Genomic DNA, 24,260 nt, shown 5'->3' on the forward strand with positions numbered 1-24,260 from the left:
TCTCACGAACGACGTAGATAACCTGGACGAGGTGTCCATCGCTTCGTCTGGCAGAGACGACATGTTTTTGGCGAAAGCTTCTAGCGCGGTTGCGTGATCACGAATAGGCGTTTTTCGTCTTACGGGTCAATCTTGAACATGCGAAAGCGCCTAGTCATTGATCGCGTTGAGACCCGCAGCTGACGTCACGTAAAGACTCAGTTATGTCTGAGGGTGGCGGGCCCCAACCCGCCTTGGCCGGTGCTGGTTAGCAGCTCCCACTGCGGCGCCGGCCATTTGTCGTCCCGCCAAAAATCGGTGGAACTCGATGTCGGGACTCTGGTTGCGTACCTTAGCTCGGTCTAATATCCGGGCATCACAACAGGGGGCCAACGAATGACGGACACCCACGACCATCACGACCACGACCAAGCGGTTGAACTAGCCGAACTAACGGTGGATGTTGTCGCCGCTTACGTCAGCAATAACCCGGTGCCAGTCGGCAGCCTGCCCGACCTGATTGCATCTGTGCACGCTTCATTGTCAGGTCTGAGCGGCCAGATCCCGCCGCAGGCCGAGGCCAAGGAGCCAGCCGTCGACCCTAAGCGCTCAGTGACGCCGAATTCATTTACTGTCTCGAGGACGGAAAAAAGTTCAAATCTTTGAGGCGGCACTTGTGGAGCGCGCACAACCTTACCCCTGACGAGTACCGCGCCAAATGGGATCTGCCCAGCAGCTACCCCACGACAGCGCCAAAGTACTCCGCGACCCGCTCTGCACTGGCGAAGGCCGCAGGACTGGGCAAGGGTGGCCCCGGCAAAGAAGGCATCAGTTAAGCCGAAGGCGAAGGCTTCAAACTCTAGGGACAAGAGCCCGCTGCCAGCTTAGTGAGAGCCAATGGCAACGGGCCAAGCTGGTTGGAACACGTTGCGCAGATGTCCATGAGCGTCGCCTTAATTAGGCACCTAGAATTTTAGTGACTCCGCGATAATGCCACCTTGCCATTCAACCCAGCATGTAGGATTATATTCCTGTTGCGGCGATCCCCTCAAACGGAGTTCGCTACCATGGCCAGAACCAAACCTTCCAGCCAGCTATCGCAGGATGAGATCGAGCGCTTTCTCCTGGCAGCAGAGGCGCTGCACAAGAGCATCGTCCGGCCGCTGCTCGCGTATCACAGTGAGCACTATCGCGCGCTTCGTGAGGTCAATGAGCCGCTGTTGAAGTCGATCGAGACGATCACCGGCAAGCGCGCGCCGTTCATCCAGCCGAACATGACAGGGCCGGTTAGGCCGCCCACGGCTGGGTAGCGGTCCCGAAGAGGGCAGATGCTTTTTTCGCAGCGCCTTGGAACTTGCGTCTTCTCATCGAAGTTTATGATTGGCTTGGTAATCCCCTCACCAAGTCTCTGGGAAGGGAAGCCCGTCGATTGCGCCATCAAGAGGCGGGCTTCCTACCACCGCTGCTGGCGCCGGCTGTCGGGCTAGGTTTGTCATAATCGCCTAAAATTTTAACGCTGTTGCCAGTTCGCTACAGCGAATTTTCTGGCAAGCTAATATAACATTTGGCAGCGCTGGGACGACAGGTTGTTGGCGGGGGCCAATCGTTGAAACGCCTGGCGTAGTACGAGGGAAGATGGCCCGCTGACTTTGGTCGGCGGGTTTTTCTTTTTTCCTCGGTCTGGCCAGCGGGGGCTCATGATCACTGACCTGTTTTTGGCTGCGGTTGCGGCATTCTCGATACTCGTGCCGCTGTATTTCATCCTTAAGTAGAGGCTCGCCATGGCCGGCATGGCATTAGCACAATGCAACCCAACCCTGCCGCCCACTCATCTGCAGACGATAGAAAAAGCCCGCTGCGGAGGGGCTGCAGCGGGCTTTTCAATGGGAGCGGCCACAGTCCGGGCTGGGGAAATCGACCGCCGCAGCTACAACTCACGACATCGGCAAAGGTTGCAAATGGGAAGCCCATCTTGTGGATAAGGCGTAGCTTGGATCAAAATAATTTTCTTATTCCTTAGTTGCCATATGCTCGATTGCATATAAAATTGCTCCCCGGCTGGGGAACTACATATGTCAGAGTAATCGAACGCTGCGTCGCAGCAGTATCCAACGCTTGACGACTTACGCTTTCTCGCGTTTGCGATGGTGTTCTTTTTTCACTTCTCTGTTTGGCAGGGATGGTCTTATGCATCACTGTCGCGACCATTAGTTACTACTGCCTGGAGCGCCCGATCCTGAGCAAAGAGCCTCGCCGAGAGAACCGCCGAGAGTTCGTGAACACACTCTTGGGGGGCTGAATGAAGCTGGATCGCAGCCGTACCGTGCTGCTGAGAGTCATTCTCTCGGAAATCCTGCAGCGAAGCATGGCGCAAATCCTCCTCGCCGCGCAGGTGCTTCACGCGGCCGATCAGCCCCGGCTTGACCCATTGCGTCGTCGGCCGCTTCAACCGGATTTGCGTCTTTGGTTGCGCTGTTTGTCGTGCTGCTCTTCACCCATAGCGCAGTGGCGACCCTCGACCCCTGTCACGTATCAATGAAACGAAGGACGCACGCTCACGCCGACTTTGTGTGTCGCCCCCCATGCGGAGGGGTCAGCCGTGACCGTTTGCCTTGCGGACTCTACGCATGAGCTGCTTATCCACCCAATCCTGAATTGGTCGGTGGGGGTTGCGATTACGCCAGGTAATCGGCGCACTCCGATTTGCACCTACATGCAGTGCCAAATCTGTGAGCGACGGGAATGTCTTCTTGACCCCGTCGATTGTCACGGTAACCGGAATTAAAACCCCGCTCGGCATTCCTTACCCCTCGCGACGCTAACCAAATCCCGCCTCCGAGGTAGGCGGAGACGGCCCTCCCAGAGGCCCATTTAGGGACCGGCAAAGGGGCTGTTCGGTGGTGACCCGGAGAGGATCACATGTGCAACTTGGTGCCATACTTTGTCTGGCACATCGGCCGAACAGATGAGGGATTCCGAACGAAAAGGCCCCGACCGGCGCCGAGCATTAAGGCGGGGAGGATTCCCGGTTTCGATTTAGACGCCAGCCGACACGATTTCGCCATCAAGAGGCGGGCTTCCTCTCATTGCTGCGGGCGCCGGCCTGCTCCAATCGCACTGCTGCCTGTTCGAACGTATGGACTAGAGCTTCCTTGGCTTCGTTCAACACGCTCTGGCTATATTCATCGATGGGCCCGAATGTATGGAAGTCGGCAAGCAAAGCGGTTTTCAGCGCTTCAAGGTGCCTGATAGGGTTTTTTTGGGCCATCGATACAGCCACAAGTTCCGACCGCATGAAAAGTTCGAGGGCGATAATCCTGCCCTGCAAATGCTCGTCCATAGGTTCGCGCTCTCCCATTTAAGTCACTCCTCCCCTGCGGTTGGGTAGGCCGATAGGATTAGTTGCGCAATTGCTAATATGTAATACTTTCGGCAGTGCGGGGAGGGAGATCCGATCACCCGCGGTGGCCGGTGCGGCCTGTACCCCCAAAACGAGAGCCCCGGGTCGCACCGGCCATTCCCTACAGACAGGGTAGCGTTGGGCGCTGTCTGGCTATCCGGGGCCGCTTGATACGCGTTGCCGGAGCGTTGGGATCCGACTTAGGTCCGATTCCCAGACAAATAGGTCCGAGACTGTGATGGGGACGGAACGTGCAGCTGACCGCGGCATTAAGTTCCGACCGTCGATTAACGTCCCTTCGTCGCCGGTTTTTCGTTCCGCCGCCTTCCTGCCCACGAGGGCGGCGGAACACTTTGCAGCAATCCCCAAAGGACGATCAACGAAGATGAATCACGTCGAACTTTCGCCAGCCCTCGACACCCGGTTGGCCTCACTCAAGGCCAGGATGCGCGAAGCGCATATAACAGAGGCAGACATGCAGGTCTTTAAGAAGGTGGCATCCATCATGGGCGGCGACAGCGGCCGAATTGACAGCGATGACCTCATTGCAGCTTCGTTCCTTGTCGACTGCAAACAGGACAACCTCTAAGCGACTGTAACCGCGGCTGTGGTTCTGCATTGCCTCAAGGATGGCCCGAAAACGCTACCGACCTCTTCCTGACCTCGTCTGCGCGGATGCCTTCCTTGTCGGCTGCCGTCATTACCTGGTCGGCAAAGATCGGTGATGGCCGCCGGATCGTCGGTGATGGCATGCGGCATGTGTTTCTGCCATCCATTTGTCGAGGAAATTGGTTCCGCGTGTGCTCACCTAATGGCAGCCTCCTTTTCCAACTCACGGAGCTTCGCCTTAATCTCCTCAGGGTCCCCATATTCAAGCCCGATGACATCGTTCCTGGTTTTCCTTGAGCGCGACAATTGATCTCGTCAAGCTTGGCATGGATCGCGACTGTGTCCCGGTAGCCTTGGATCAGCACTACACCGGTGATGACGATATCCGCCACCGAGAGGGCATAGGTGACGGCATTTGTCAGATCGAACGGGACCAGCGCCGGGCAAATCACCATGGCCACGATCATGACGTAAAACCCGGTGGTCGGGAAAGAAAGTCCGCCGCAAGGAAGAGGAGACGGTTTTGTTCACTCCGCATCGTCTGGGGATCGAGCAAATTGTCTGCCTTAGGGCACATACGGTTCACCGCTCTTGCCCATAGTCAGCGTCCGAATGAGCAAATGTTCCAACGGCTGATCGCGGCTTGCCCCTGGTCGCCGGCTCAAAGAAAAAGCCCGCCGGCGCGGCCCGAGCGGGCTTGTCCTTTCAGTTGGGCCTATTTGCCCATCTGCATTGCCATTTTGCAGAAATCTGCGTGCGACTTCGCGACGGCTTCGTCGGCACACTCCTTCATGATTGCGGCGCGGTCGTCCGCACTCATGGCCGTCCACGCAGCTTTCGTATCCGCTTCCGACTTCATGGGACGCGATAGGCTCGCCCGCCTTCTCCAAATCTTGTCGGAGGTCGAGCGAGCGAGGCTACAGATGCGGTTCCAGCAACGCAAAGTCGTCGGCACTGACGCGACGCAGCAGGTCGTTCGTGGCCTTGATGATTGGACGATCCATGGCTCGTTTCCCGTGGGCAAGAGCACATGTAATCTCCCTACCGCTCGCGCCCTGTCGCACTGCGAGCCGTGCAAGGAAGATAGCCAGATTCAGACGGTCGTTTTTGCTTCGTACGAAACCGACAATTCGATGCGTGCTGTCAGTTCATACTATCGGTGCCAGCAACCAGGCGCGCTTCCCTCACGATCGAAGCGCGGTCCAGACCGATCAGCGAGATGATTTCCCTGATCTACTGTTCCGTCGCGCCGGTCTCGCGGGCGAGAGCCCGAACGGCTTGTTCGCTGAGTTTTGAATCGGGCGGCAATGCTCCGGCCTCCATGTGGGGCAGGAGTGCGGTCGTCGCTCCCAAGCGTCAGCGCCCTTTAGTCGGCCGACGATTATTTCACCGTACGCTTTCGAACAAATGTTGGCTACAAGCGTTTTAGAAGATCATCATTTTCAAGGTCGATGCCGTGAAGGTCTTTCGTGTCGAAGAAATGGAGAGCGACGCGGTTCACTCCACACAAGTGGTTGAAGCTCCGACACCCTTTGAGGCAGCTTCTGCGATTGGAAGAAGTGTTACCTTGCGAAGGTCGGAGACAGACTGGGTGCGGGTGACCGACATCACTTATAGCCCCAAAGCCAATGGGCACCGGACGACGGTGTTCGAGTACCATGGCATCGGAAAATCAGCACGCGTTTGGACTTAGGTTCAGTCGGGTCAGCGCCTAAGAAATGCTCCTGTGGCGCCGTCGCGCTCGCGCATGAGCAGCGCCGCCTCGGTGCGGTTGCGCACACTGAGCTTGGCCAGAACCCGCGTCATGTGATGCTTGACCGTCTTCTCCTGTAGCGAAAGCCGCGCGGCGACTTCCTTGTTGCTTAAGCCTTCCGCCACCAGGCGCAGAATATCTGTCTCGCGGCCGGTGAGTTGCTGGATGGGATCGGCCTTGCGGGTGGTCGGCTGCAACAACAGGTCCGACAGAAGCCGGGCCGACAGTGTCGGCGAGACATAGCTTTCGCCAGCCGCGACATTGCTGAGGATTTCAGCCAGCGCCTTCGAACCGACGCCTTTCAGCACATAGCCGCGCGCGCCGGCCTTGAGCGCCTGGGCAACGTCGGCGTTGGCTTCCGACACGGTCAGCATGACGACCTTCTGGCCGGGGTGCCCGGCCATGATGTTTGCCGCGGCGGTGAGCCCGCCGCCCGGCATGCTGATATCGAGCAGCACGATGTCGGGCCGCATGGCCGCGACCAGCCTTTCGGCATCCTCGGCGCTGGCGCCTTCGCCGACCATTTCGAAACCGCCGATCTCGCCGAGGCTGCGCACTACGCCCTCGCGGAACAACGGATGGTCGTCAACAATGGCGATGCGGATGGCGTGGGTCACGATTGCTAACTTATCACTCGGTGGAAGCGTGCCGTAATTCTTCTTCGATGCTTGAAGCCCGCGCCTCTTACGGGCGGAAAGAAGCGCGGGCCGATCGGAGGCCCGATCTTCGGCAGGCAATGGAGGGCACCACCTGCCGCACGCCTCAACATTTAGCGACAGCTAATGTTCCGTCAAGCCGGTTTGGTCGGCTCGAAGGTCGGCTTCCAGTCACGGGCGCGCCCTTGGGGTACTGGTCTCAGGCTACTACACTCCAATGGCGGAGCCTGTTCGCAACATAGTGCGGGCCCAGGCCCTTGAGCGGTGTTCCTGTCTCCAGGAAGCCATCCAGCAAGGCTAGCAATTCGCGCGCTGCGCCGGACGAGCAGATGTAGTAAATCGTCTGACCCTCGCGACGGGTATCTACGAGGCCGAAGGCGCGAAGCTTGGCAAGATGCTGCGAGAGAGACGATTGGCTGAGCTTAACTTTCTTGGCAAGGACACCGACCGAAAGTTCGCCAGCGACCAGGTGGTTCATGATGAGGAGCCGTTTTGGGTTCCCCATCAATTCGAGAAACTCGGCGGCAGTTTTGCCATTGTCGGCAAGTTTCTTTGAAATCATCGAATCAGACTAAGGGGCTAGCCGAGGGGGACTATTGGCTAGCAGCGAGGTGTCCTTTCGGCAAGCTGCCCGTCTCTCCTTTATTAGCTCTCGCTTTTCTTGACGTCAGCGCCGGCCGTGCAAGACGGGCGACGAATAAGTTCGTATGCTCACCTTGGGTCAAACGGGAGGGGTATATGCCAGAGGGAAATCTACCACATATCGATGCAGTTTCGGGGCAGGCTGCATGGTCGATTGTTCAAGTGCTTGCAATGCGAATAGCCCATGAAAAGATCATACCAAAGGAGGTTCTTCAGGAAGACGTCGCAATGGCGATACGGCACCATCGGACCGCGCCGGGGTTAACCCCGGCACAGCGAGCTGCGGTACATCTTCTGGCGCAATTCCAGACAATGCTTCATACGGCGGATGAATCAGACGCCCCCTAATCGCCTTCTGGGCGGCCGGCGGCTCTGATCATGTCGCGCTGCCGGCAATAGCGCCAGCGAGCATCGAGGCAGCGATAGGTGGCGCCGTGGCCCTATTTCCTTCCTGTGAGGTAGGCCAGCGTCCGGCCTTGTCAGTCGGCCCGACATGTAGGAATATAATCCTCGTTGCGGCGAACCCCCTTAAACGGAGATCGCCAATGGCCAGATCCAAACCTTCTAAATAGCTTTCGCAGGATCAGATCGATCGCTTCCTTATGGCAGCAGAGGCGCTGCACAAGAGCATCGTCGGTCCGCTCCTAGATTACCACTGCGAGCACTATCGCGCCCTTCGTGACGTCCATGAGCCGCTGCTGAAGTCGATCGAGACAATCACCGGCAAAAGGGCGCCGTTCATCCAATGGAACCTGACAGGGCCGGCCCAGCCGCCGACGGCAACGTAGCGCTACAGAGGTAGGACCAAGGTCCAGTCGCGGGCCAATAAGGTCCGACAAGGTGGATCACATGGAACGCGCGGCTCTAATCCGAATTAGGTAGACACCCGTCGATTAACGTCCTTTCGTCGCCGGCTGTTGGTCCCGCCACCCTTCAGCCCAGGGGGATGGCGGGATCCTTCTTTTGGGTGTGCTTGGAGTAGATGTCGAGATTAACGATTTCCGGGAGAAGGGTGGAAAACACCCATGGAAAAAGATGGGCCTGCCCGCGTTTCGGTCGTTTTTTTCGGCGGTCAGTGGGTCGTCCAAATCGTCGAGCAAGGACACCTCAAAAAGCGTGAATTCGAACGCGAGCAAGATGCCAGAGATTTCGCTGAAGGTCACCAACTGCGCCTAACGCTTTCCGCTGATGCAAACACGAGGTTCGGCGAGACCACCTAGAGGAGCCTCCCCGAGCGCGCGTTAACCCGCTGGCTGGATTCGCATGCACCACTTGGGGCACCGGCCATTGCCCTACTGTTGGGTAGCGGTCGGTTCGCGCTTCCGGTCTCTTTGTTTTTCTAGAACCGCTGGGCTTGTTCGCCCCATTCGGGAGCCGTGATGTCGTGGGCGAACTCACGGAAAGCCTTGCGCAGAGCGTCAAGGTCGAGAGCCCAAAGATGCTCGCCTCTCTCGTTGTCCAAGGTCGCCATCAACTCCAATGAACTGATGGTATGCACCCAAAAGAAGTCTTCAAGGGTTCAAATCTGACTTCTTTTGGGGGCATCTCACAGCGCAGATGGGATCGCCGTCCTATCTAGGGTCGTGCAGAAGTGGAACCGTACCGCCTCTGACGGACGCCGAATTCATAAGACGCGCCCCCGGCCTCTTCCACAACACGGTACCAATACTTGTGGGAATATCTTGCCGAGACCGGCGCGCCGGCAACCTCGACTGCTGCCGCCTTCGCATCTTTAGCCGCGACACGGTGGGAAGCTATGAGCTTTAGACCGCAAAGTTCCTCAACCCGATATTTCCGCATGCTGATTAGCCATTTCCAAGGGACGGTTGTTCCCTTTAACTACGGCTCGTTGGCAACAACAGTTTCGCGCAAGCCCTCGACGCTCAGCTTACAGAGACTGCAATCGCGAGATGTCCTCGGCTGTCGCAGGACGCTCAACGATAGTGCGCCCTGAAGCGTCTTTCACCTCCAGGCGGCCATCCTCAATCTCTTCCTTTGTACCGTCGGGATGGGTGACTTCGGTCTTGTCATCTGAAATCTCGACCTTGTCGCCTGCTGCATTCACATGCTCCTGCCCGTGATGGCCATTGTCGTCACCGGCATCGTGGCCTGCACCATCGTCACCGCCACCGCCAGGCCCAGAGTTGCCGCCGCCGTGATCTCCATCGCCGCCAGACCCGGAGTTGCCGCCATGGCCGTCACCACCGCCACTCCCGCCGCTGCCACCCTCGCTTTCGGCATACGCAGAGGCCAGCTGGATCTTGCCCAAGCTTCCAAAGCTGAGTTGATAGGGCGCCGCCACCAAAGCCAGTACAGTTGAACCCCGCAGAGCAAGCAGCAAAGTTCGGGTCAATGTTGATTTCTGCATGATTGGTCTCCTCCTCGATACACTAGGCCAACGCTGAGGAGGCTGAGATATTCCCGCCATATCTCAGAAAAGTGAAAGCAGGACCTTTGCTACGCTGCCGTAAGACGATTTGTATCTGGCTCATAGGGCTTAGGTCCGATTTGGCGGGATATCCATGATCCGGTGCGCCATCACCGGAAAGGAACTGGGCGACGCGGCGGTTGCGTATATCAAGGACAAGTTCGACGGCCGACCCGACGTGGTGCTGCTGACCCAGGACAGCCTGCAATTTCTCACCCCGCGGTTTGTCGCCATCCGCGATGCGCTCGACACGCTTCCCGACGTCCGCATCGTAGCCGATATTTCCCCCAATCCTGTCAGCAAGGAGGGGGATTAGCTACGATGCGGATGGTGATCCAGGCACATCCGCAGGTGGACGGGGTGCTGGGCGCCGATGGTGTCGTACTTGGCGCCCTGCAGGCGCTCCGGGAGGCGGGCAAGGACAGGCCGGATCAGTTTATCGGGGGATCGACGGTGAGCCCGAGGCAATAGCCGAAATCACAAAGGGAGGTCCCTACAAGATGACGGTCAGCCTGAATTCGCCTGTCTTCGGATATGCGATGGGCCAGCATGCGGCCGACTGGCTGGAGGGAAAGCCGATCCCGCAAGCGATGGATATTCTGCCGCACATCATCAGGGCGCAAAATCTTGGCGACTATCAAAAGGATGTTGCCAATCCAGGGGCGGTCTATGCCGATCCGGCCCGAAGAGATGCCTATTTACGGATGTATGGCAACATCTGCTACGACAGCCGCGACCAGTATCTCAATTTTCCCTGGTCGTCGGAACCTCAATAGTAGACGCACCGTCCTGAGAAAGGCTTGGCAACAGGCCATGCGAGCAGACCAACGCCTTTACGACGCTGAGGTGTCGAATTGTTGAATACAGGGGATCGCCCGAGCAAGCAGTCGAAATCGTTCGCGACAAGAAATGTACCGTCCGCGTGATGCGCCAAAGCGGGAAACGCCGCTTGTCGGCAACCCATCCCCTCGCCGGTCGACGAACAAGCGGGATCTGTGAACCTCTAGATTTCCTTCGAGACGATAGCCACGACAGCAGAGAGTTTGCCAGCCCGTCTGAGGGTCGGTCGAACGTAGATTTTTTTCATGCCATGGTCACCGGGTTTCAGGTTGGCGTCGGCCCTGCCGGAACGGCAGGAGAAGCTTGCGGTCAAGCAGTGACGGCAGTCAGCTTGCCCTTCTTGTTCAGCTTCGGCTTTTCATAAACGCTCTTTGTCATTGGCGCCACTATTTGCCCGTCAGCGGTGCCTTACTCGGACGGGAGTTGTCAAGGGGATAAGCTCGCGCCGCCTTCGCACTAGGCAAGCGCGGGCCATCGTTCCCAGCACGGACGCGCCCGATGGGTGCGAAAGCATCCGAAGCCCGGCGCGATATGACACACAAGAGGAATGATTAAAGTCGACCCTTGTTTGCGAGTTGCATCATGCGTCTGTTGCAGTCCCCTTCGGGCGCAGCGCCTCCGGGTCGAACTCGATATGCCGCCAAACCTCCTCCAGGTTTATTGTCGGATCGCCCTCAAACAGGGTCAGCGGATACATCGACTGTCCGGGATGCACCGTGCGGACGTAGGCCGGTGCCGAATCCCCGATGATGGTGGGCGCGGCGGTGTAGGCGTGGAAATGCGGACCAACCTCATAGATCGAACGGAACTTGGTCCGGGGCCCGACGATATAGGCGATGCCCATCGCGATCATCGGAATCCAGACCCGCTTGAGAATGAGATGGCCGGCATCGTCGAAGCCGGCGAAATAGCCCGTGGGCTGGGTGATGATGTTGCCGTGAAATTCGGGCCTGACATAGGCTGACAACCGGCTGAGGAAATCGCGCGACAGGGCGTCGTCGTCATCGATGCGCAAATGCGCGTGCTCGGCATCCGGTCCGACATCGGGATATTCCAGCGCGCCCATCGGCACCGACACCAGCCGTGCCCAGTCATATTGGCCGATCGTTGCCTCCAGCGCTGTGCGGTGGGCGTCCGACAATCCTTCCGAGATATAGATGACCAGTTCGCGACGGTCTCGCTGCATCGGCAAGTCCTGTGTCAACAGCGAAGGCAACAGAATGCCGGAGAAGAATTGGAGGCGTTCAAGCAGCCTCGCCTCATCGAACAGCCAGGCGATATGTTCCTGCGGACTCAACCTGTCGTTGAAGACCCAGCCTTCCCTGCCGCCAAGGAAATGCACGCTGTAGCGAACGGTCAGCACGATGCGTGCATCCGGGTTCGGGCGCAGCGGGCCGTGCCACCATCGCAGGAAGGCGCTGCGCAGCTTCAGCGGGCGCATCTGCAGCTCGCGCTGCCGTTTCTCGCCGTGCTTCCAAAGTCTCATCAACACCCCTGTCGAGATCTGTTTATGCCAGAATGATTCCGGACGGGCTCCATGTTCTTGCCTGTACGATTGTTCTGGTCGCAGCCTTAGCTCTCTGCGGGCTGCGTGATCTCCAGCGCGACAGATCGGAACGGCAGCGCACCGTAGCGCGCCTTCTGCCCGGGGTCGCCGCCATGGCGCAAAAGCCGGCTCGGCCGCGACACCAGTCTGATGTCAGTCTCACCGGCCATGATATCGATCGGCCCATCGATGGCCAATGTGAGCACTCCACGGGCCTTGGTCCATTTGCGGTAGCGGATGCGGCCGATGTGGCGGCCGGCGCTGTTGACCTCCAACTCGATCCTGCGCCGGCCTGGCGGCGCCGCAAGCTGAACGATGGCATGGAAATACGCGCGGCCCTGATGCAACTGCGGCGGCACGGCGACGGACTGCTCGATATTAGGCGATGGATGGGGTTCGCTATCGCCGCCTGCAATCTTGCGCACTTTGAGCAAGCGGTCGCCGGCCCGCCGCGCTTGCCGGCGGGCCGCGCCTTTGCGTAGCAGCCTGACGACGCGGCGGATGGTGTTGTCGACGACGGTCGCGGTTTCGCGCGGCTTGGCTTGCGCAAAGCTCCGGAGATAGGCCAGCGGCCTCGCTTGTGCTGTCGTCGCCATGGTGTCGAGCAGCGATTGGGGAACCGGCAAGCCCGCCTCACCAGACAAATAGCAAAGCGCAAACAGCGCCGGCGCCTGTAGCGACCGGGCGGCGATGATCGCCTCGAAAAGGCGCCAGTCGACCGTCTGCCGAGACAGGATACTGGCTGCATCCACGAGCCATTCGCTGTTTTCATGGCTATTGAGACCGCCCTGGGCAATGGCGAACGCCAACCCGTCCTCCGGCGAGGCCAACCGCACTCCCACTCCATCGAGCAGCGCCGGGCGCGACCGCTCCCAGAATGCTTCATCGTCACCCGCGCCGCCCTGCCCCGGATGGAACAGGCTGAGATGAAGGTCGATGTCGCCGGCATTGTCTCTGGACATCTTGACGCCGCGCATCGAGGCCAGATGCTCTCGGACATAGTGATGGCTGACACTTTGCGCGGGCCGCCAGCCTCGGTCGATGAAGCCGTCATAGGCAGTCAGCATGTCTTCGGGGCGAACGGCAATCTCAATGTGGTGGACGACCCGCTTCTGGTCTGCATCGGTGAGGCGTGCTGCCCCTTTGAGCAGCAGCATTCGGGCACCCGTGCCGGCAATCGCGACAAGGGCCGGCATTGCCTCGCCAAGCGCCATCAGCGAACGCGTCCACAGCATCCTGCGCAAGCCGACGAGCCGGGGATAAGCGCTGTGCGCGGCAAGGCGCGGCCCGAAACGCGTCGCTATTTCAACCAGCAGGCCGTGGTCGCGCAGCGAGGCATAGTCGATGTCGTTGGCCAGCAGCCAGGCGTCCGCATGCGCCAGCGCGATGGCGTCGTTGGCATGGATCGCGGCCTTTACCAGCCGGTCGTGCCAGCCGATCGGAAAGGCGCGCGGGGGCGCCGGCAGCAAGAGACTTGTCAGGCTCACGCAGACGAATCCCCAGCGCGTCGCCTTCGCAAGATGCGCTCCCTGGCGACATGGAGGTAGCCGCGGTCCTTGAGCGGGTCATGACCATAGGACATGCTGCCTGGCCAGACGCGACGGCGAACCAGGGTTTCGGGCAGCAGATCGAGGCGAAATCCCGCCTCTCGGACCCGCGCCAGCCAGTCGACCATATCGCCACGATTTCCCGGCGGATCGATAATCGGCCCGACCGTTTCGAACACACCGCGCTGGATGACCATGGTGGAGCGGACCCAGCCAGCTCGAACCTGTCCGGCCATCGATTCCTTGCCGAAAAGCTCGAGATTTGAAAAGACACCGTCGATCGTCTGATCCTTGAACAGCACGGCAAGCTGTCGCTCCATCTTGCCCGGCAACCAGACATCGTCGGCGTCGAGCGTGGCGATTATGGCATGCCGACTCTCGGCCATGCCGCGTGTGGTTGCGCCGCCGCAACCGGTATTGGCCTGCACAATGACACGAACCAGCGAGTGCGCCTTTCCGGCCAGAGCGGCGGTCGCGTCCGTCGAGCCATCGTCAACGACAAGGATTTCGGCCGGCAACACAGTCTGCCCGAGGATTGACGCTATCGCTTCGCCGATCGTCGCCGCGGCGTTGAATGCCGGAATAACGACGCAGTAGGCGGTGATTGACGCGCTCATTTTTCGAACTCGAAATAGACGTGCTGGAGAGCCTTCATGTTGAACAGGTTCTCGGGAATGCGCGCGCCGGGATTGCTGCGTCGTCGCACGATCGAGCGGCGCAGCGCATGGATCAGAAATTTGATGACGATCTCCTTGTCGCGGCTCATGTTGCCGGCGTGCTGGCGATAGTAAAGCGTGGTGGTTTCCACCAGCCGATACGGCTCGCCAGTCTCGAAGCAGCGAAGCAGGAAGTCGGTGTCCTCGCCCTGGGACAGGCTTTCATCGAACATGCCGACCCGATCGACCAGCGATTTGCGGAAAATGCCGGCGCCTACATGAATGCTGCGGATGATCGCCGTGTTGGAATCCGCTGCCGGCGCCAGCGTCAGATGGTCGATCTTGTCGATCATCATGATCTGGCCGTAGGTGAGACTCAGTTCGTGTGAGGCATCGAATTCGGCCAGGTCGGTCGTCAACCGCGCAGCCGTCGAAACGTCGTCCGAATCCAGGAAGGTGACGAATTCGCAATCTGGCCTCAGTTGCTTCAGTCCGACATTGCGCGCCTTGGAGACACCCTGGTTCCCGGTCGATATCATCCTGATGAATGGATGGCGCTCGGCCAGGCTGCGCACGATGGCCGGCCCTTCATCAGTCGAACCGTCATCGACCACGATGATATCGAGATCGCAATCGGCTGCCTGTATGACGAGCGAACGAAGCGCGGCTTCGATGAATTTCGCCCGGTTGTAGAGCGGCACAATGACCGAGACCTTCTTCATTGCCGTCCTTGCCTCATGCCAACCCATCCAGAAAATCGCCGATCACCTGCGAGACCCCCGCGCGATCGCTGCCCAGCGACAGACCGAAACAGGGCAGCGATCGAACCAGCTCGGCAAAGCGGGCAACACCGCTGTCACGCTCGCCCGGCATCTGGAACAGCCCCGACGGCGCAAGCGCCAACATCGCCCGCGCCCGCGACACCGCGCTCAGTTCGCTGTGCCGCTGCTGGACGAGATGCGGCACCAGCAAGGCCCTTATTTCCAGCGAAGGCGTCATTGCGACACCGTCGAGATCTTCGCTGAAGAATTCATATTTCCCCTGCCAGTTGGGTTCCCGCCCGGCTGTAATGGCATCGTAGAGGCCGAGGCGTCGGAGGCCACCGGCATCCTGCTTGAACGTCCGGAAGACCGGAAAGGCCATCGGAAAGCCGCCGCCATGGTCGAGAAGAACATAGTCGTCGCCGACAGTTTGCAATCCGGCAAGCACACCGTCAACGACGCTGCCGGACTTGCCGGAGCCGCCGCGGCCTACCAGCAGCACGCCCTTGCCCTTCTTGCCAAGCGTGCCGGCGTGCGCAAGCCGCATGCCCCGGGCGCTGTAGAACCAGTGCAAAAAGACGCGAAGCGGCGAGCCGGGCTCCCAGGGTGGATAGGCTCGCTCTGACTGCATCCACTGCACGCCGATGTTTCGCCTGATGTCGAAGACCTGCCAGAAGCGCAAATCATGATCGAATTCGGCACGAAATGCGGTGCCCGAAAGCGCTTCTTCGAAACGGCGCGAATGGAAGAGCGCATCGCCCCATCCCGGCGGCGCCATCATCCCCTCGACGCCTGGCCACGTCACCAGGATGCGGCAGGGTTCGCCACGATCTCGGCCGGCGCCAGCCTGCGAAAGCCGCTGCCGGGCAAGCTCGGCATAGCCGGCGTTTTGCGTGTAGAGCGAAACCTCGAGGTGGGGCAATTCCAAGCGGACAGCGGGTACCATCATATCCATGGCGGTTTGTGCCCGCTCGATCGCCCATCCGGCAAATGCCGGCAAATTATCCAGGGTAATCCCGTCGCCGGTCGTGAAGGCTGTCGTCGCGACCAACTACGCGTCTTTTCTGACGGGCCAGCCGGCGGATGGGTCGGTGTCGTGGATCGGATCGGCAGTGATGAGGTCGGCAATGTCGTCGAACGCTTCGAGCAGCATGGGGCCGCTCACAGTGCCCGCCACATCGCGCCAGTCAGCCGTCAGCGGCAGGGCGATGGCCCCCACAGYGGGAGTAACGAGACCATGGTCGATGATGCTGGCCACGAAGCCAGCGATCTCATCTCGCCTGCCGGGCTCGGCAACGACGAGGGCATCCGTCACCTCAGCTAGGTCGAAACCCCTGATAATGCCGTCGAGAACGGCACTGCCCGATGGCGACACCGAAAAATAGTGTCCCGACGCCAGATTGAGGACGACATACTCGCCGTCGAAATTCTCGCACGAGACGTCTCTCGCGAGCTTGTATGGACCGGACAAATTCAGAACAACCCCCGCCTTCAGTACCATTCCGTCGCATCGCGAAACCAGCCAGGCGCCCCACCATCGCCCGCGTGACCGCGCCAGCCCATGCAGCTTTCATGGGTCACGACAGTGCAAACGCTTCTGCAAAAAAATAGTCAATGCTGGAAATAGTCAATGCTAATGTGTGACCTCCCACACATGAAACATCGATCGAGGGCAGGAATTCGAACGCCAAACCTGTGTTTGCCGGACGGCATGCCTGGAAAATCCTGCCGCCGAAGGTCCCTTCGACTGGGCCGTGCCCCACGTCGTCAAAATTTGCTCGAGCGGCGAGGCTTCCTACCTATCAGTCGGGTGGACCAAACCAAATCCAGCACAGAACCTCAGTCTGCGGCCCGAACGCCTTCGTCTTGAATGCGGCCCAGGCCCTGATCGAGGCTGGCATGTCAGCGGAAATCATCCGCACCGAGCGCTACGGCGCCTAAGCGGATATTTTAGCGAGTTGGCGAAAACCGTGCCGACAGCAATTGGAACGGCAGGGCGCCATAGGCGGCGACTTCGGCTTCATTGTCCCAGGCGCGGAACTGGCGAGACGGCCGGGCCTCAAGCACCAGAGGCCGCCGGGCGTCGTCCACCGTCACCTTGCCGCGAAAGCGCAGCACGCGTCCGCCGCCGGCGCGGCTGATCACCATGGAGCGCAACCGGGCGACATGGCCGCCGCCGGCATTGATTTCCATCTCGATACGGCGCCGGACCGGCGGAACGACGATCCTGACGGTGACGTCCAGCATCATCTCTCCAGTCCTGTCCGGAGACGGCAGGGTCTGGGAAAGCGCAAACGGCGCCGGCGTCGCTCTTGACTTGCGCAATGTCGGCCTGCCGCGCCAGACGGCAGCGGGCGTTGGCTGTTGCACGCGACCCTTCTTGCGTTTAAGGCGCAACTGCTTGGCGAAACCGCGCGACAGCCAGACAAGGCCGCCGAAATCGGTGCGAGGCTTGGCTTGCAGCACCAAGGACCAGCGTGAAAAGCCGGCGCGATCGGCCGTCGCCACCGTACGTGCGAGTTCGCCCGGCGGCACCGCGATGCCGGTCTCCAGTGTCAGATAGGAGAGCGCCACTGCCGCGGCGACGGCCAGTCCGCGCCTGGCGACGATGTCGGCGAACACACCCCAGTCGATCTCGCCGCCCTTGATGGCGACGGCGCAGTCGACCAGCCAGTCGCTGTGGGTGTGGGCGTCGAGCCCGCCATGCCCGATAGCGAGCGCCATGCGGTCGGCTGGCGAGGGAACAAGCACGCGCATGCCATTGAACTCGACCGATAGCGCCCGCTGCCAGATCGCCAGATCATCTTCGGCGCTTTGCTGCGATCCGTCATAGGCCTGCTGGTGCAAATCAATGTCGCCGAACCTGCCCTTGAAGAAATTCATCGACCTCAAGGACGCCAACCGGGTGCGCAGATACTGCGGGCTGACGCCGGTGGCGATCTGCCAGCCGCGCTCGATCAGCACGTCGAAGGCGGCAACCATGTCCTGTGGGCGTACCAATATGTCGATGTCATGCGCCACCCGGCCGCGCTGCGCCGACGCGTTGACGGCGATGCGGCTGGCGCCCTTGATCAGCATCACCGTGCACCCAGCATCGATCATGGCCTGCAGCGCCGGCTCGGCCTCGCGGGCAGCCAGCCGCGATTTAGTCCACAGCATCCTTTGCAGGCCGACAAGACGTGGATAGGCCGGATGCGCAGCGAGCTTGCGGCCGAACCGATCGGAGATTGCAGCCAGCAGCCGATGCTCGCGGAAGGCAACGTGGTCGATATCGTTCTCATCGAGCCAGCGCCCCGCGTAGCGGCCAGCCGCTTCCTCATCGGGGAGCAATGCGGCCTTCAGCAGGTGGTCGAGCCCGCCGGTGGGCCACGACCAGCCATAGTCCGGAAACCGGCGGCCGATACGGCGTAGGGCATTGGCCATCAGTCGGCGCCCGCCTTATTCGCTGCATTTACTGCCCGCCGTAGCATGGCGAGCCTTACGACTTCGAGATAGCCCCTTATTGCAGACCAAAGTTGGAGGTGACAACCTTCGCCGTTCGCGCGCTGGCGGCGGTGGCGTTAGGGTAATCTCGGTTTTTCGGCCACTGTCGACTTGGTCTTTCGTGGACAGTTTACGCGCCATTCGTTTTGACCCTTCTTGGCGTAAGTGCGAATCGCGCCGCAGCAAGCATACATGCAGCAAGCATACATAGTGATTCCGCTGGCGCTCCGACAACGTCAGACGTGCCAGAAACAGTCGAAGTGCGGGACATCGGCGGGTCACCAGAGATGTCTGCTTCTGGGCAGCAACAATATTGAGCTGTACGACCGAGAAAGGCGCAAAGCTGCTCTACGCAACGCGGGGCGACCTTGATTCAGGGCTGACGTTGGCCTTCATGTCGAAATTGATGCTTGGACCCGACTCAAGAACGATGGACATTGAAAAACACCGTACAATGCGGCTACTTCTGCTCTGACGACCAGGGGAAGTTTATGTAACGGTCGCGGCTGTCGTAGCAGATATTTCCATACATCTTGAGGTAGGCATCCCGGCGCGCCCCGTCGGCATACACCGAGGCTGGATCCAGCAGATCGGTCTCGTACTGCGCGAGGTTGGCACTTGTCAGGGCGATAGGTAGGATGTCCATCGCCTGCGGAATGCTTTTTCCCTCGAGCCAATCGGCCGCAAACTGCCCCATGGCATATCCGAAGACAGGCGAGGACAACGAGATGCTCGCCTTGTAAGGGCTATTCCCCTTCCGGATTTCAGCAACAGCTTCCGGCTCGCCATCAATTCCGCCGAGGAATTGATCAGGTCTGTCCTTGCCTGCCGCGCGTAACGCTTGCAGCGCGCCCAGCACCACAGCATCTGCGCCTAGAATGACGTCGACATCCGGATTGGCCAGCAAGATGGTTTTCATGGTGGCGGCGCCGCCTTCCTTGGTAACCGGCTTGGGCGCAATATCGGCAACGATCGTCACGCCAGGCATCGCATTCAGCCCATCGCGCATTGCCGCGAACCGGGGCGCCAGAAACTCCATTGTATCCTGGGTCAGCAGAACGACCTTGGCCTTCCCTCCCAGCCTGGTATTGATATGGTCGATCGCAGCATCGGTCAGCACCTTGCCGGTTCGATATTGCGGAGCATTGAGCAGCAGCGTTGCCGGTGGAGGTACAATAGTGCCAACAAACGCTCCCGACCAGATCGCCTGCTGAAGAGCCGGACTGAAAGCCACTGGATCCGAAGAGGTGGCAACCATGGCACCAACCTTCGCTGCGACGAAAGACTGCACTTGGGCTATCGCCTTGCCCACATCGTTTTCCGCTAAAACTCTTCGATACTCCAGGCCGCGATTCTTTGCAGCCATGGACAGACCATGGTCGATCCCTTGCAGGAAGTCGCGGTCGTTCTCCTGCACGTAGGCAAGCACCCTCGTCAGATCAGCCGGCGCGTTGCAGGTGGGCGCGTTCGGATTGAAGCTGGGAAATACCGTCCGCTGCGTGATTCCAGGAGTGCCCTGCTGGGCTCTGGCGAAAGTACTCCCCCCTATTGTCGCGATCGAAAGCAAAGCTATGGCTGACCAAATCGGCCATCGACCGGCAATATTCTTCAGATCAAACACGTTTCCTCCCCTCGACATCCACCGCTGGCGGTGACGATTGTCATGTCAACGCTCGTGGTCCTGTCGCAGTCAGTGTTCCACTTTGTGATAGCGCGGTCTACTAGGCCGCGATGACGCGCCGTGGCTTTGTCGAAAACACAAGATGAGCGGCGGTGCCAGGCTGGAGATTTCGATAGTCGATCTTGGCGCCCAAACTGATGCACATTGCATTGATGATCCTGCTCCCGACACCGGTCCCTTTGGCAGGCGCGCCATCCGCCTTTCCAACGCCGTCGTCTTCGACCACCAACTCCGCCTGCTCGCCTGGCAGTTTGCTCAGCCGGACGCGGATTTCTCCAACACCATCCGGATAGGCATACTTGAAAGCGTTGGTAACCAGTTCAGTGACCACACCGCCAAGGTTGATGCTAGTGTCCGTTTCGAGGTCGATTGGCTCGATGTTGTAAGACAGGCTAACGCCGTGAACTTGGCTGCGCATCGACGTACGCAGGTGGTCGAGCAGCCCGGTCAGATATGCGTCCAGCTCAACCGAGCGAACGTCGGACGACCCATACAACCGTCTGTGCACTAGCGAGATCGCAAAGATGCGATCCTGCGTTTCGGCCAGCGCATCTTTGGACGAACGATCGCCGACAGCCTTCGACTGCAGCTTCACCAGAGACGAGACGAGAGCCAGGCTGTTGGCGACCCTATGATTGACCTCCGACAAGAGCACTTCGGCCCGATCGCGCGCCTTCGCCAGGTCCTCAGTTCGGGTGGCGACACGTTGTTCCAGCTCGCTGTTGAGCGCATTGACCTCGTCGCGCGTATCGCGAAGTTCTCTGGTGTAGCGCGCGGCGCCATAGGCTGCTCCACCTACCACGGCGACGATGACAAATCCGCCGATCGCCGAAACGAGCCGGAGCCATCCGCTATTGGCACGCTGTTCGGCCACGCCGGAGGTCAGTCGGTCATCCGCTCGTCCAATGATGCCCGAAAAGAACACGTTGGCTTCGTCAGTCAAACCCTTGCCCCTGTTCGTGCGGAATATCGCCAGAATCTCGGCGTCGCGCTGATCACGTTTGAGAGCGATCGTCTGGTCCATCTCATCGAACTTGGTGGCGATGATTGCGGATAGCCGTTCAAGTGTCGTTTCGGAATTGGCATAGGATGTCAGCAATGTCTGCAACGCTTGGAGATGGCGCTGGGCCTGTGCCTTTGCGGTTTGATAAGGACCAAGATATATCTCGTTCCCGGTGATGACGAAGCCGCGCTCACTCGCCTCGGCCGTCTGCATTGCATTTCTCAACTCGACGGCCGCGATACGCGTATCACGCGCTTCAATCGCATTGTCGAAATAGGATTGGGCTCTCTGCCCCAGCCAGAAGTTGGTGGCGACAATGGCCATAAGCGCCGCAAACCCGATCAGCAGGGAAACAAACGTGAGTCGGACAATTTTGCGGTTGGAAAATTGCATCCGGGCATTCCTGCCCGATTTCCAGCGCGCGCGCCATCATGTAGCGAAAGCTAATTTGACTTCATTTCATCAGACATCACGGCGTGCATGATCGTAAGCGCATGGGCCGGCGCAGCCTGCGGGTGGTTAGCGCTGACCCTTTACCTTTATTCAACGAGCCTAATTTAGGATTGGCGCATGCACTTTTTCCCTCCGACCTGAATGTGGCGGTGGGCGAGACGACGGCCGCTCATATGACCGAGTCGGACTTCCTCTTCTAGCCAACCAACACGAGGGGCGGCGGGCAACGTCGTCCCTCCGAAGAGGCGCACTGCTGGCCGGCAGCTTTGGGGCCGCTTCCTGCCTGTCCGGTTTCGGGGATCGCCCAGCGGTAAGCTGCCGTTCTTCGCCCGACCCCATTGCGGACATCGACGCGCCGCCGCTTCAACAGCGGCTCAGCGCCCCCTTCCCGCCATAGAGCTGGTCGCGCCATTTCCCGCGAGCAGTCGTTCCACTAAAAAGGCCGTGGGCGGCAAGCCGACTGCCGTGTCTTAGGCAGCAGCGTCGAAAATCTTACCTTTGGTGGTCAGGGCGGTGGGCAACCCGCCCTCTTGGCCCATTCGACAAATCCGGCCAGATGGACATGTCCTCGGCGTCGCAATACAATTACGGATAGTTCCTGCCTTGGGGGCCATCGCACAGTATGGCTGAACAACGCGCTCAACGTCGCCTTGCCGCCATCCTGGCCGCCGATGTGGTCGGCTATAGCCGCATGATGCAGCAGGACGAAGCCGGCACGCTAGCGATACTGAAGGATCGACGGAAAACCGTTCTCGAACCGACGGTCGCCAATCACGGTGGCCGGATCATCAAGCTGGTAGGTGATGGTGCTCTCATTGAGTTTGCCAGCGCTGTGGACGCAGTCGAGTGCGCCGCACGGCTGCAAGAACGCATGGCTGCCGGAAATGCTGACCAGTCGGACGGTCTCCAGATCGTGCTGCGCATTGGAGTCAACCTGGGCGACGTCGTAGTCGACGGCGATGATCTCTACGGGGACGGCGTGAATATTGCGGCGCGCTTGGAAGCCCTTGCCGATCCCGGCGGCGTTTGGATTTCAGAAGACGCTTACCGGCAAGTTCGAAGTAAGCTCGCGCTTTCGTTTGACGATCTTGGTGCTCGGGTTCTCAAGAACATCGCCGAACCGGTGCGCATCTATCGGGTCACAAACACGCCGGCAGTGACGGTTACGGCGACGACCACTTCGACACCTGAGAAGCCTTCGATCGCCGTGCTGCCGTTTGCCAACCTGTCGGGCGATCCTGAGCAGGACTACTTCGCCGACGGAATCGTCGCGGACCTCATCACCCAACTGTCGCGACTGCGCGATCTGCTGGTCATTGCTCGGAACTCGACCCTCATGTTCAAGGGCCGAACTGTGCGGGTTCAGGATGTGGCGCGCGATCTGGGGGTACGCTTTATCCTTGAGGGGAGTGTGAGGCGCGCAGGGAACAGAATTCGCGTAACGGCTCAGCTGATCGATGGCGCGTCGGGTGGGCATGTTTGGGCCGAGCGCTATGACCGGGAGCTCACCGACTTTTTCGAACTTCAAGACGAAATCACCAAAGCCGTCACCGTTGCACTCCAGGTTAACTTGACCGAAGGCGACACAGCGCGGATCGCGGCCGAAGGGACCCGCAACTTGGAGGCGTGGGAAGCCTTCCTGCAGGGCCAGACCGCAATACTGAAGTTCACAAAGCTCGACAATATCCAAGCACGATTCTTCTACGAACGAGCCGTACATCACGATGCAAACTATGCGCTCGCCTTCGTTATGCTGGCGCACACCCATTGGTTGGATGCGCGGCTTGGCTTCACCCCCGATCCGGCGATCTCTCTTGGGCTAGCAAAGGCGGCCCTTCAGCGTGCGGAGGACCTTGTAGGCGAAACCGGCGCAGTTCTGCACTACAAGGGAAATGCTGCGCTGATGGAGCGGCGCCACGATGAAGCCCTTGAATTCCACCGCCGCGCGGGCGAACTGGCGCCGAGCGACGCCTACTGCGCGGCCGCATTCGGCATGACACAGGTCTATAGCGGCGATTTTCAGGGAGCCATAGCAACCCTGAAAACCTCGCGGCGACTCAGCCCATACGCCATCAACTGGGCTATCTACTACCTCGCCTGGGCCGATCTCTGGCAGGGCGATCTGGAGCAAGCGCGGTCCGATGCTGCGCTCTACCTGGCGCGCGAGCCAAACGAGCCTTTTGCCTACATCTTATCGGCAATCACCGCTGCCGCCACTGGCCGGCTCGACGCCGCCCGCGGTCACATCACCGTCCTGCTTGGCAAACATCCGGAGATGACTCGCTCTGGTGTTGCCGCCGCACAGTTCTATCGCGATCCCGAGCGCCTGCAGCGAATTATGGCTTGGCTCAAGGATGCGGGTCTGCCCGAATGACCATGTGAGTTGTCCTCGGCCGTGATTGGCCGAGAGTGAAACGTGGCAGGATACTACGGCTCAGGGCCGAAGGCTGGCAGTCCGCTTTGTGCAGCCAAGGTGGAAAAGCAGGTATTCGCCCGGATGAGGCGACCGCCCGAATCTCACCCAAGTCGGACGGGCTGGAAAGGACTGAGAAGCGATAGAGAGAGAGAGGGCGGGGGCACTCGTTCAAGAGCGCTGCTAATTAGGAATGCGCAGCGATTGAAGCTTCGCTCATCCGAGGCCGGCTTTGCGAAGTCCTTTGATCTAGATTGCCAGGAGGGTGCGGCAGTCCCTGGCGATGGCCAAGGATGTTCCCGGGTGCGCGCCATCGCCAAGATCGGCGCGCCCGCCGATGCCGTTCATGTATTGAAGAATTTCGGAGCAAGCCTCAAGGAGATCGAAGGGAGAGGAAGCGGACATTTGAA

At 59.8% G+C, this 24,260-nt stretch carries 20 protein-coding genes and 3 pseudogenes; 8 read left to right on the plus strand and 15 right to left on the minus strand.

What is annotated here, in order from left to right:
• The first annotated feature begins 375 nt into the window (after window positions 1–375).
• Window positions 376–815, plus strand: a pseudogene (locus tag AC1DZ8_RS29275) (Ros/MucR family transcriptional regulator).
• Window positions 816–1,046: 231 nt separating this feature from the next.
• On the plus strand, window positions 1,047–1,289 hold the full coding sequence (locus AC1DZ8_RS29280) for a hypothetical protein (RefSeq protein ID WP_477402045.1): 243 nt from the start codon (window positions 1,047–1,049) through the stop codon (window positions 1,287–1,289).
• Window positions 1,290–2,320: 1,031 nt separating this feature from the next.
• Here the strand turns inward: AC1DZ8_RS29280 and AC1DZ8_RS29285 are convergent.
• Together AC1DZ8_RS29285 and AC1DZ8_RS29290 are read right to left on the minus strand one after the other, a co-directional pair.
• Window positions 2,321–2,428 (minus strand): annotated as a pseudogene (locus AC1DZ8_RS29285) (ATP-dependent DNA ligase); the annotation flags it as partial.
• Between the two features lie 615 nt (window positions 2,429–3,043).
• On the minus strand, window positions 3,044–3,337 hold the full coding sequence (locus AC1DZ8_RS29290; RefSeq protein ID WP_477402047.1) for a hypothetical protein: 294 nt from the start codon (window positions 3,335–3,337) through the stop codon (window positions 3,044–3,046).
• A 280-nt stretch (window positions 3,338–3,617) separates the two neighbouring features.
• On the opposite strand from AC1DZ8_RS29290, the gene AC1DZ8_RS29295 reads away from it, so the two are divergent.
• Entirely contained in the window at window positions 3,618–3,968 is a 351-nt protein-coding gene (locus tag AC1DZ8_RS29295) for a hypothetical protein (RefSeq protein WP_477309624.1), read from the plus strand.
• Between the two features lie 215 nt (window positions 3,969–4,183).
• On the opposite strand, the pseudogene AC1DZ8_RS29300 reads toward AC1DZ8_RS29295, so the two are convergent.
• The 3 genes and pseudogenes from AC1DZ8_RS29300 to AC1DZ8_RS29310 form a co-directional block, all read right to left on the minus strand.
• Window positions 4,184–4,526: pseudogene (locus AC1DZ8_RS29300) on the minus strand (low affinity iron permease family protein).
• Between the two features lie 1,166 nt (window positions 4,527–5,692).
• Window positions 5,693–6,358 (minus strand): response regulator, encoded by a 666-nt coding sequence (locus tag AC1DZ8_RS29305; RefSeq protein WP_477402049.1) that lies wholly within the window; start codon window positions 6,356–6,358, stop codon window positions 5,693–5,695.
• 238 nt (window positions 6,359–6,596) lie between these two features.
• Complete coding sequence (locus AC1DZ8_RS29310) at window positions 6,597–6,959, minus strand: ArsR/SmtB family transcription factor (RefSeq protein WP_477309622.1); 363 nt, start codon at window positions 6,957–6,959, stop codon at window positions 6,597–6,599.
• 682 nt (window positions 6,960–7,641) lie between these two features.
• Between AC1DZ8_RS29310 and AC1DZ8_RS29315 the strand changes: the two genes are divergently transcribed.
• On the plus strand, window positions 7,642–7,827 hold the full coding sequence (locus AC1DZ8_RS29315) for a hypothetical protein (RefSeq protein WP_477309621.1): 186 nt from the start codon (window positions 7,642–7,644) through the stop codon (window positions 7,825–7,827).
• A gap of 237 nt (window positions 7,828–8,064) precedes the next feature.
• The gene (locus AC1DZ8_RS29320; RefSeq protein WP_477309620.1) at window positions 8,065–8,259 is read left to right on the plus strand and encodes a hypothetical protein; all 195 of its coding nucleotides are present in this window, start codon (window positions 8,065–8,067) and stop codon (window positions 8,257–8,259) included.
• A gap of 668 nt (window positions 8,260–8,927) precedes the next feature.
• On the opposite strand, the gene AC1DZ8_RS29325 is transcribed toward AC1DZ8_RS29320, so the two are convergent.
• Window positions 8,928–9,407: a hypothetical protein gene (locus AC1DZ8_RS29325; RefSeq protein ID WP_477402051.1), complete on the minus strand. Its 480-nt coding sequence runs from the start codon at window positions 9,405–9,407 to the stop codon at window positions 8,928–8,930.
• 154 nt (window positions 9,408–9,561) lie between these two features.
• On the opposite strand from AC1DZ8_RS29325, the gene AC1DZ8_RS29330 reads away from it, so the two are divergent.
• The gene (locus AC1DZ8_RS29330; protein WP_477309618.1) at window positions 9,562–9,783 is read left to right on the plus strand and encodes a hypothetical protein; all 222 of its coding nucleotides are present in this window, start codon (window positions 9,562–9,564) and stop codon (window positions 9,781–9,783) included.
• Between the two features lie 184 nt (window positions 9,784–9,967).
• Entirely contained in the window at window positions 9,968–10,243 is a 276-nt protein-coding gene (locus AC1DZ8_RS29335) for a hypothetical protein (RefSeq protein ID WP_477309617.1), read from the plus strand.
• Window positions 10,244–10,887: 644 nt separating this feature from the next.
• Here AC1DZ8_RS29335 and AC1DZ8_RS29340 read toward each other — a convergent pair.
• From AC1DZ8_RS29340 to AC1DZ8_RS29380, 9 genes are all read right to left on the minus strand, one after another.
• On the minus strand, window positions 10,888–11,793 hold the full coding sequence (locus AC1DZ8_RS29340; protein ID WP_477309616.1) for a glycosyltransferase: 906 nt from the start codon (window positions 11,791–11,793) through the stop codon (window positions 10,888–10,890).
• An 86-nt stretch (window positions 11,794–11,879) separates the two neighbouring features.
• Window positions 11,880–13,340, minus strand: a complete 1,461-nt coding sequence (locus tag AC1DZ8_RS29345; protein ID WP_477402054.1) for a nucleotidyltransferase family protein — start codon at window positions 13,338–13,340, stop codon at window positions 11,880–11,882.
• Window positions 13,337–14,017, minus strand: a complete 681-nt coding sequence (locus tag AC1DZ8_RS29350; RefSeq protein ID WP_477309614.1) for a glycosyltransferase family 2 protein — start codon at window positions 14,015–14,017, stop codon at window positions 13,337–13,339. Before AC1DZ8_RS29350 ends, AC1DZ8_RS29345 begins: the two co-directional genes overlap by 4 nt.
• A complete protein-coding gene (locus AC1DZ8_RS29355; protein ID WP_477309613.1) occupies window positions 14,014–14,778 on the minus strand; it encodes a glycosyltransferase family 2 protein in 765 nt (254 codons plus the stop codon). Before AC1DZ8_RS29355 ends, AC1DZ8_RS29350 begins: the two co-directional genes overlap by 4 nt.
• A gap of 13 nt (window positions 14,779–14,791) precedes the next feature.
• The gene (locus AC1DZ8_RS29360; RefSeq protein ID WP_477402056.1) at window positions 14,792–15,868 is read right to left on the minus strand and encodes a serine kinase; all 1,077 of its coding nucleotides are present in this window, start codon (window positions 15,866–15,868) and stop codon (window positions 14,792–14,794) included.
• Window positions 15,869–16,318 carry a PqqD family protein gene (locus AC1DZ8_RS29365; RefSeq protein ID WP_477402058.1) on the minus strand — a complete coding sequence of 150 codons (450 nt, stop codon included), beginning with the start codon at window positions 16,316–16,318 and terminating at the stop codon, window positions 15,869–15,871.
• 449 nt (window positions 16,319–16,767) lie between these two features.
• A complete protein-coding gene (locus AC1DZ8_RS29370) occupies window positions 16,768–18,240 on the minus strand; it encodes a nucleotidyltransferase family protein (protein ID WP_477309610.1) in 1,473 nt (490 codons plus the stop codon).
• Window positions 18,241–18,760: 520 nt separating this feature from the next.
• Window positions 18,761–19,921 (minus strand): sugar ABC transporter substrate-binding protein, encoded by a 1,161-nt coding sequence (locus tag AC1DZ8_RS29375; protein WP_477309609.1) that lies wholly within the window; start codon window positions 19,919–19,921, stop codon window positions 18,761–18,763.
• A gap of 100 nt (window positions 19,922–20,021) precedes the next feature.
• Window positions 20,022–21,377 carry a sensor histidine kinase gene (locus tag AC1DZ8_RS29380; protein WP_477309608.1) on the minus strand — a complete coding sequence of 452 codons (1,356 nt, stop codon included), beginning with the start codon at window positions 21,375–21,377 and terminating at the stop codon, window positions 20,022–20,024.
• 682 nt (window positions 21,378–22,059) lie between these two features.
• On the opposite strand from AC1DZ8_RS29380, the gene AC1DZ8_RS29385 reads away from it, so the two are divergent.
• On the plus strand, window positions 22,060–23,811 hold the full coding sequence (locus AC1DZ8_RS29385; RefSeq protein WP_477309607.1) for an adenylate/guanylate cyclase domain-containing protein: 1,752 nt from the start codon (window positions 22,060–22,062) through the stop codon (window positions 23,809–23,811).
• Window positions 23,812–24,260: the final 449 nt, after the last annotated feature.

The organism is Mesorhizobium sp. P2_F7, from assembly GCF_056403695.1.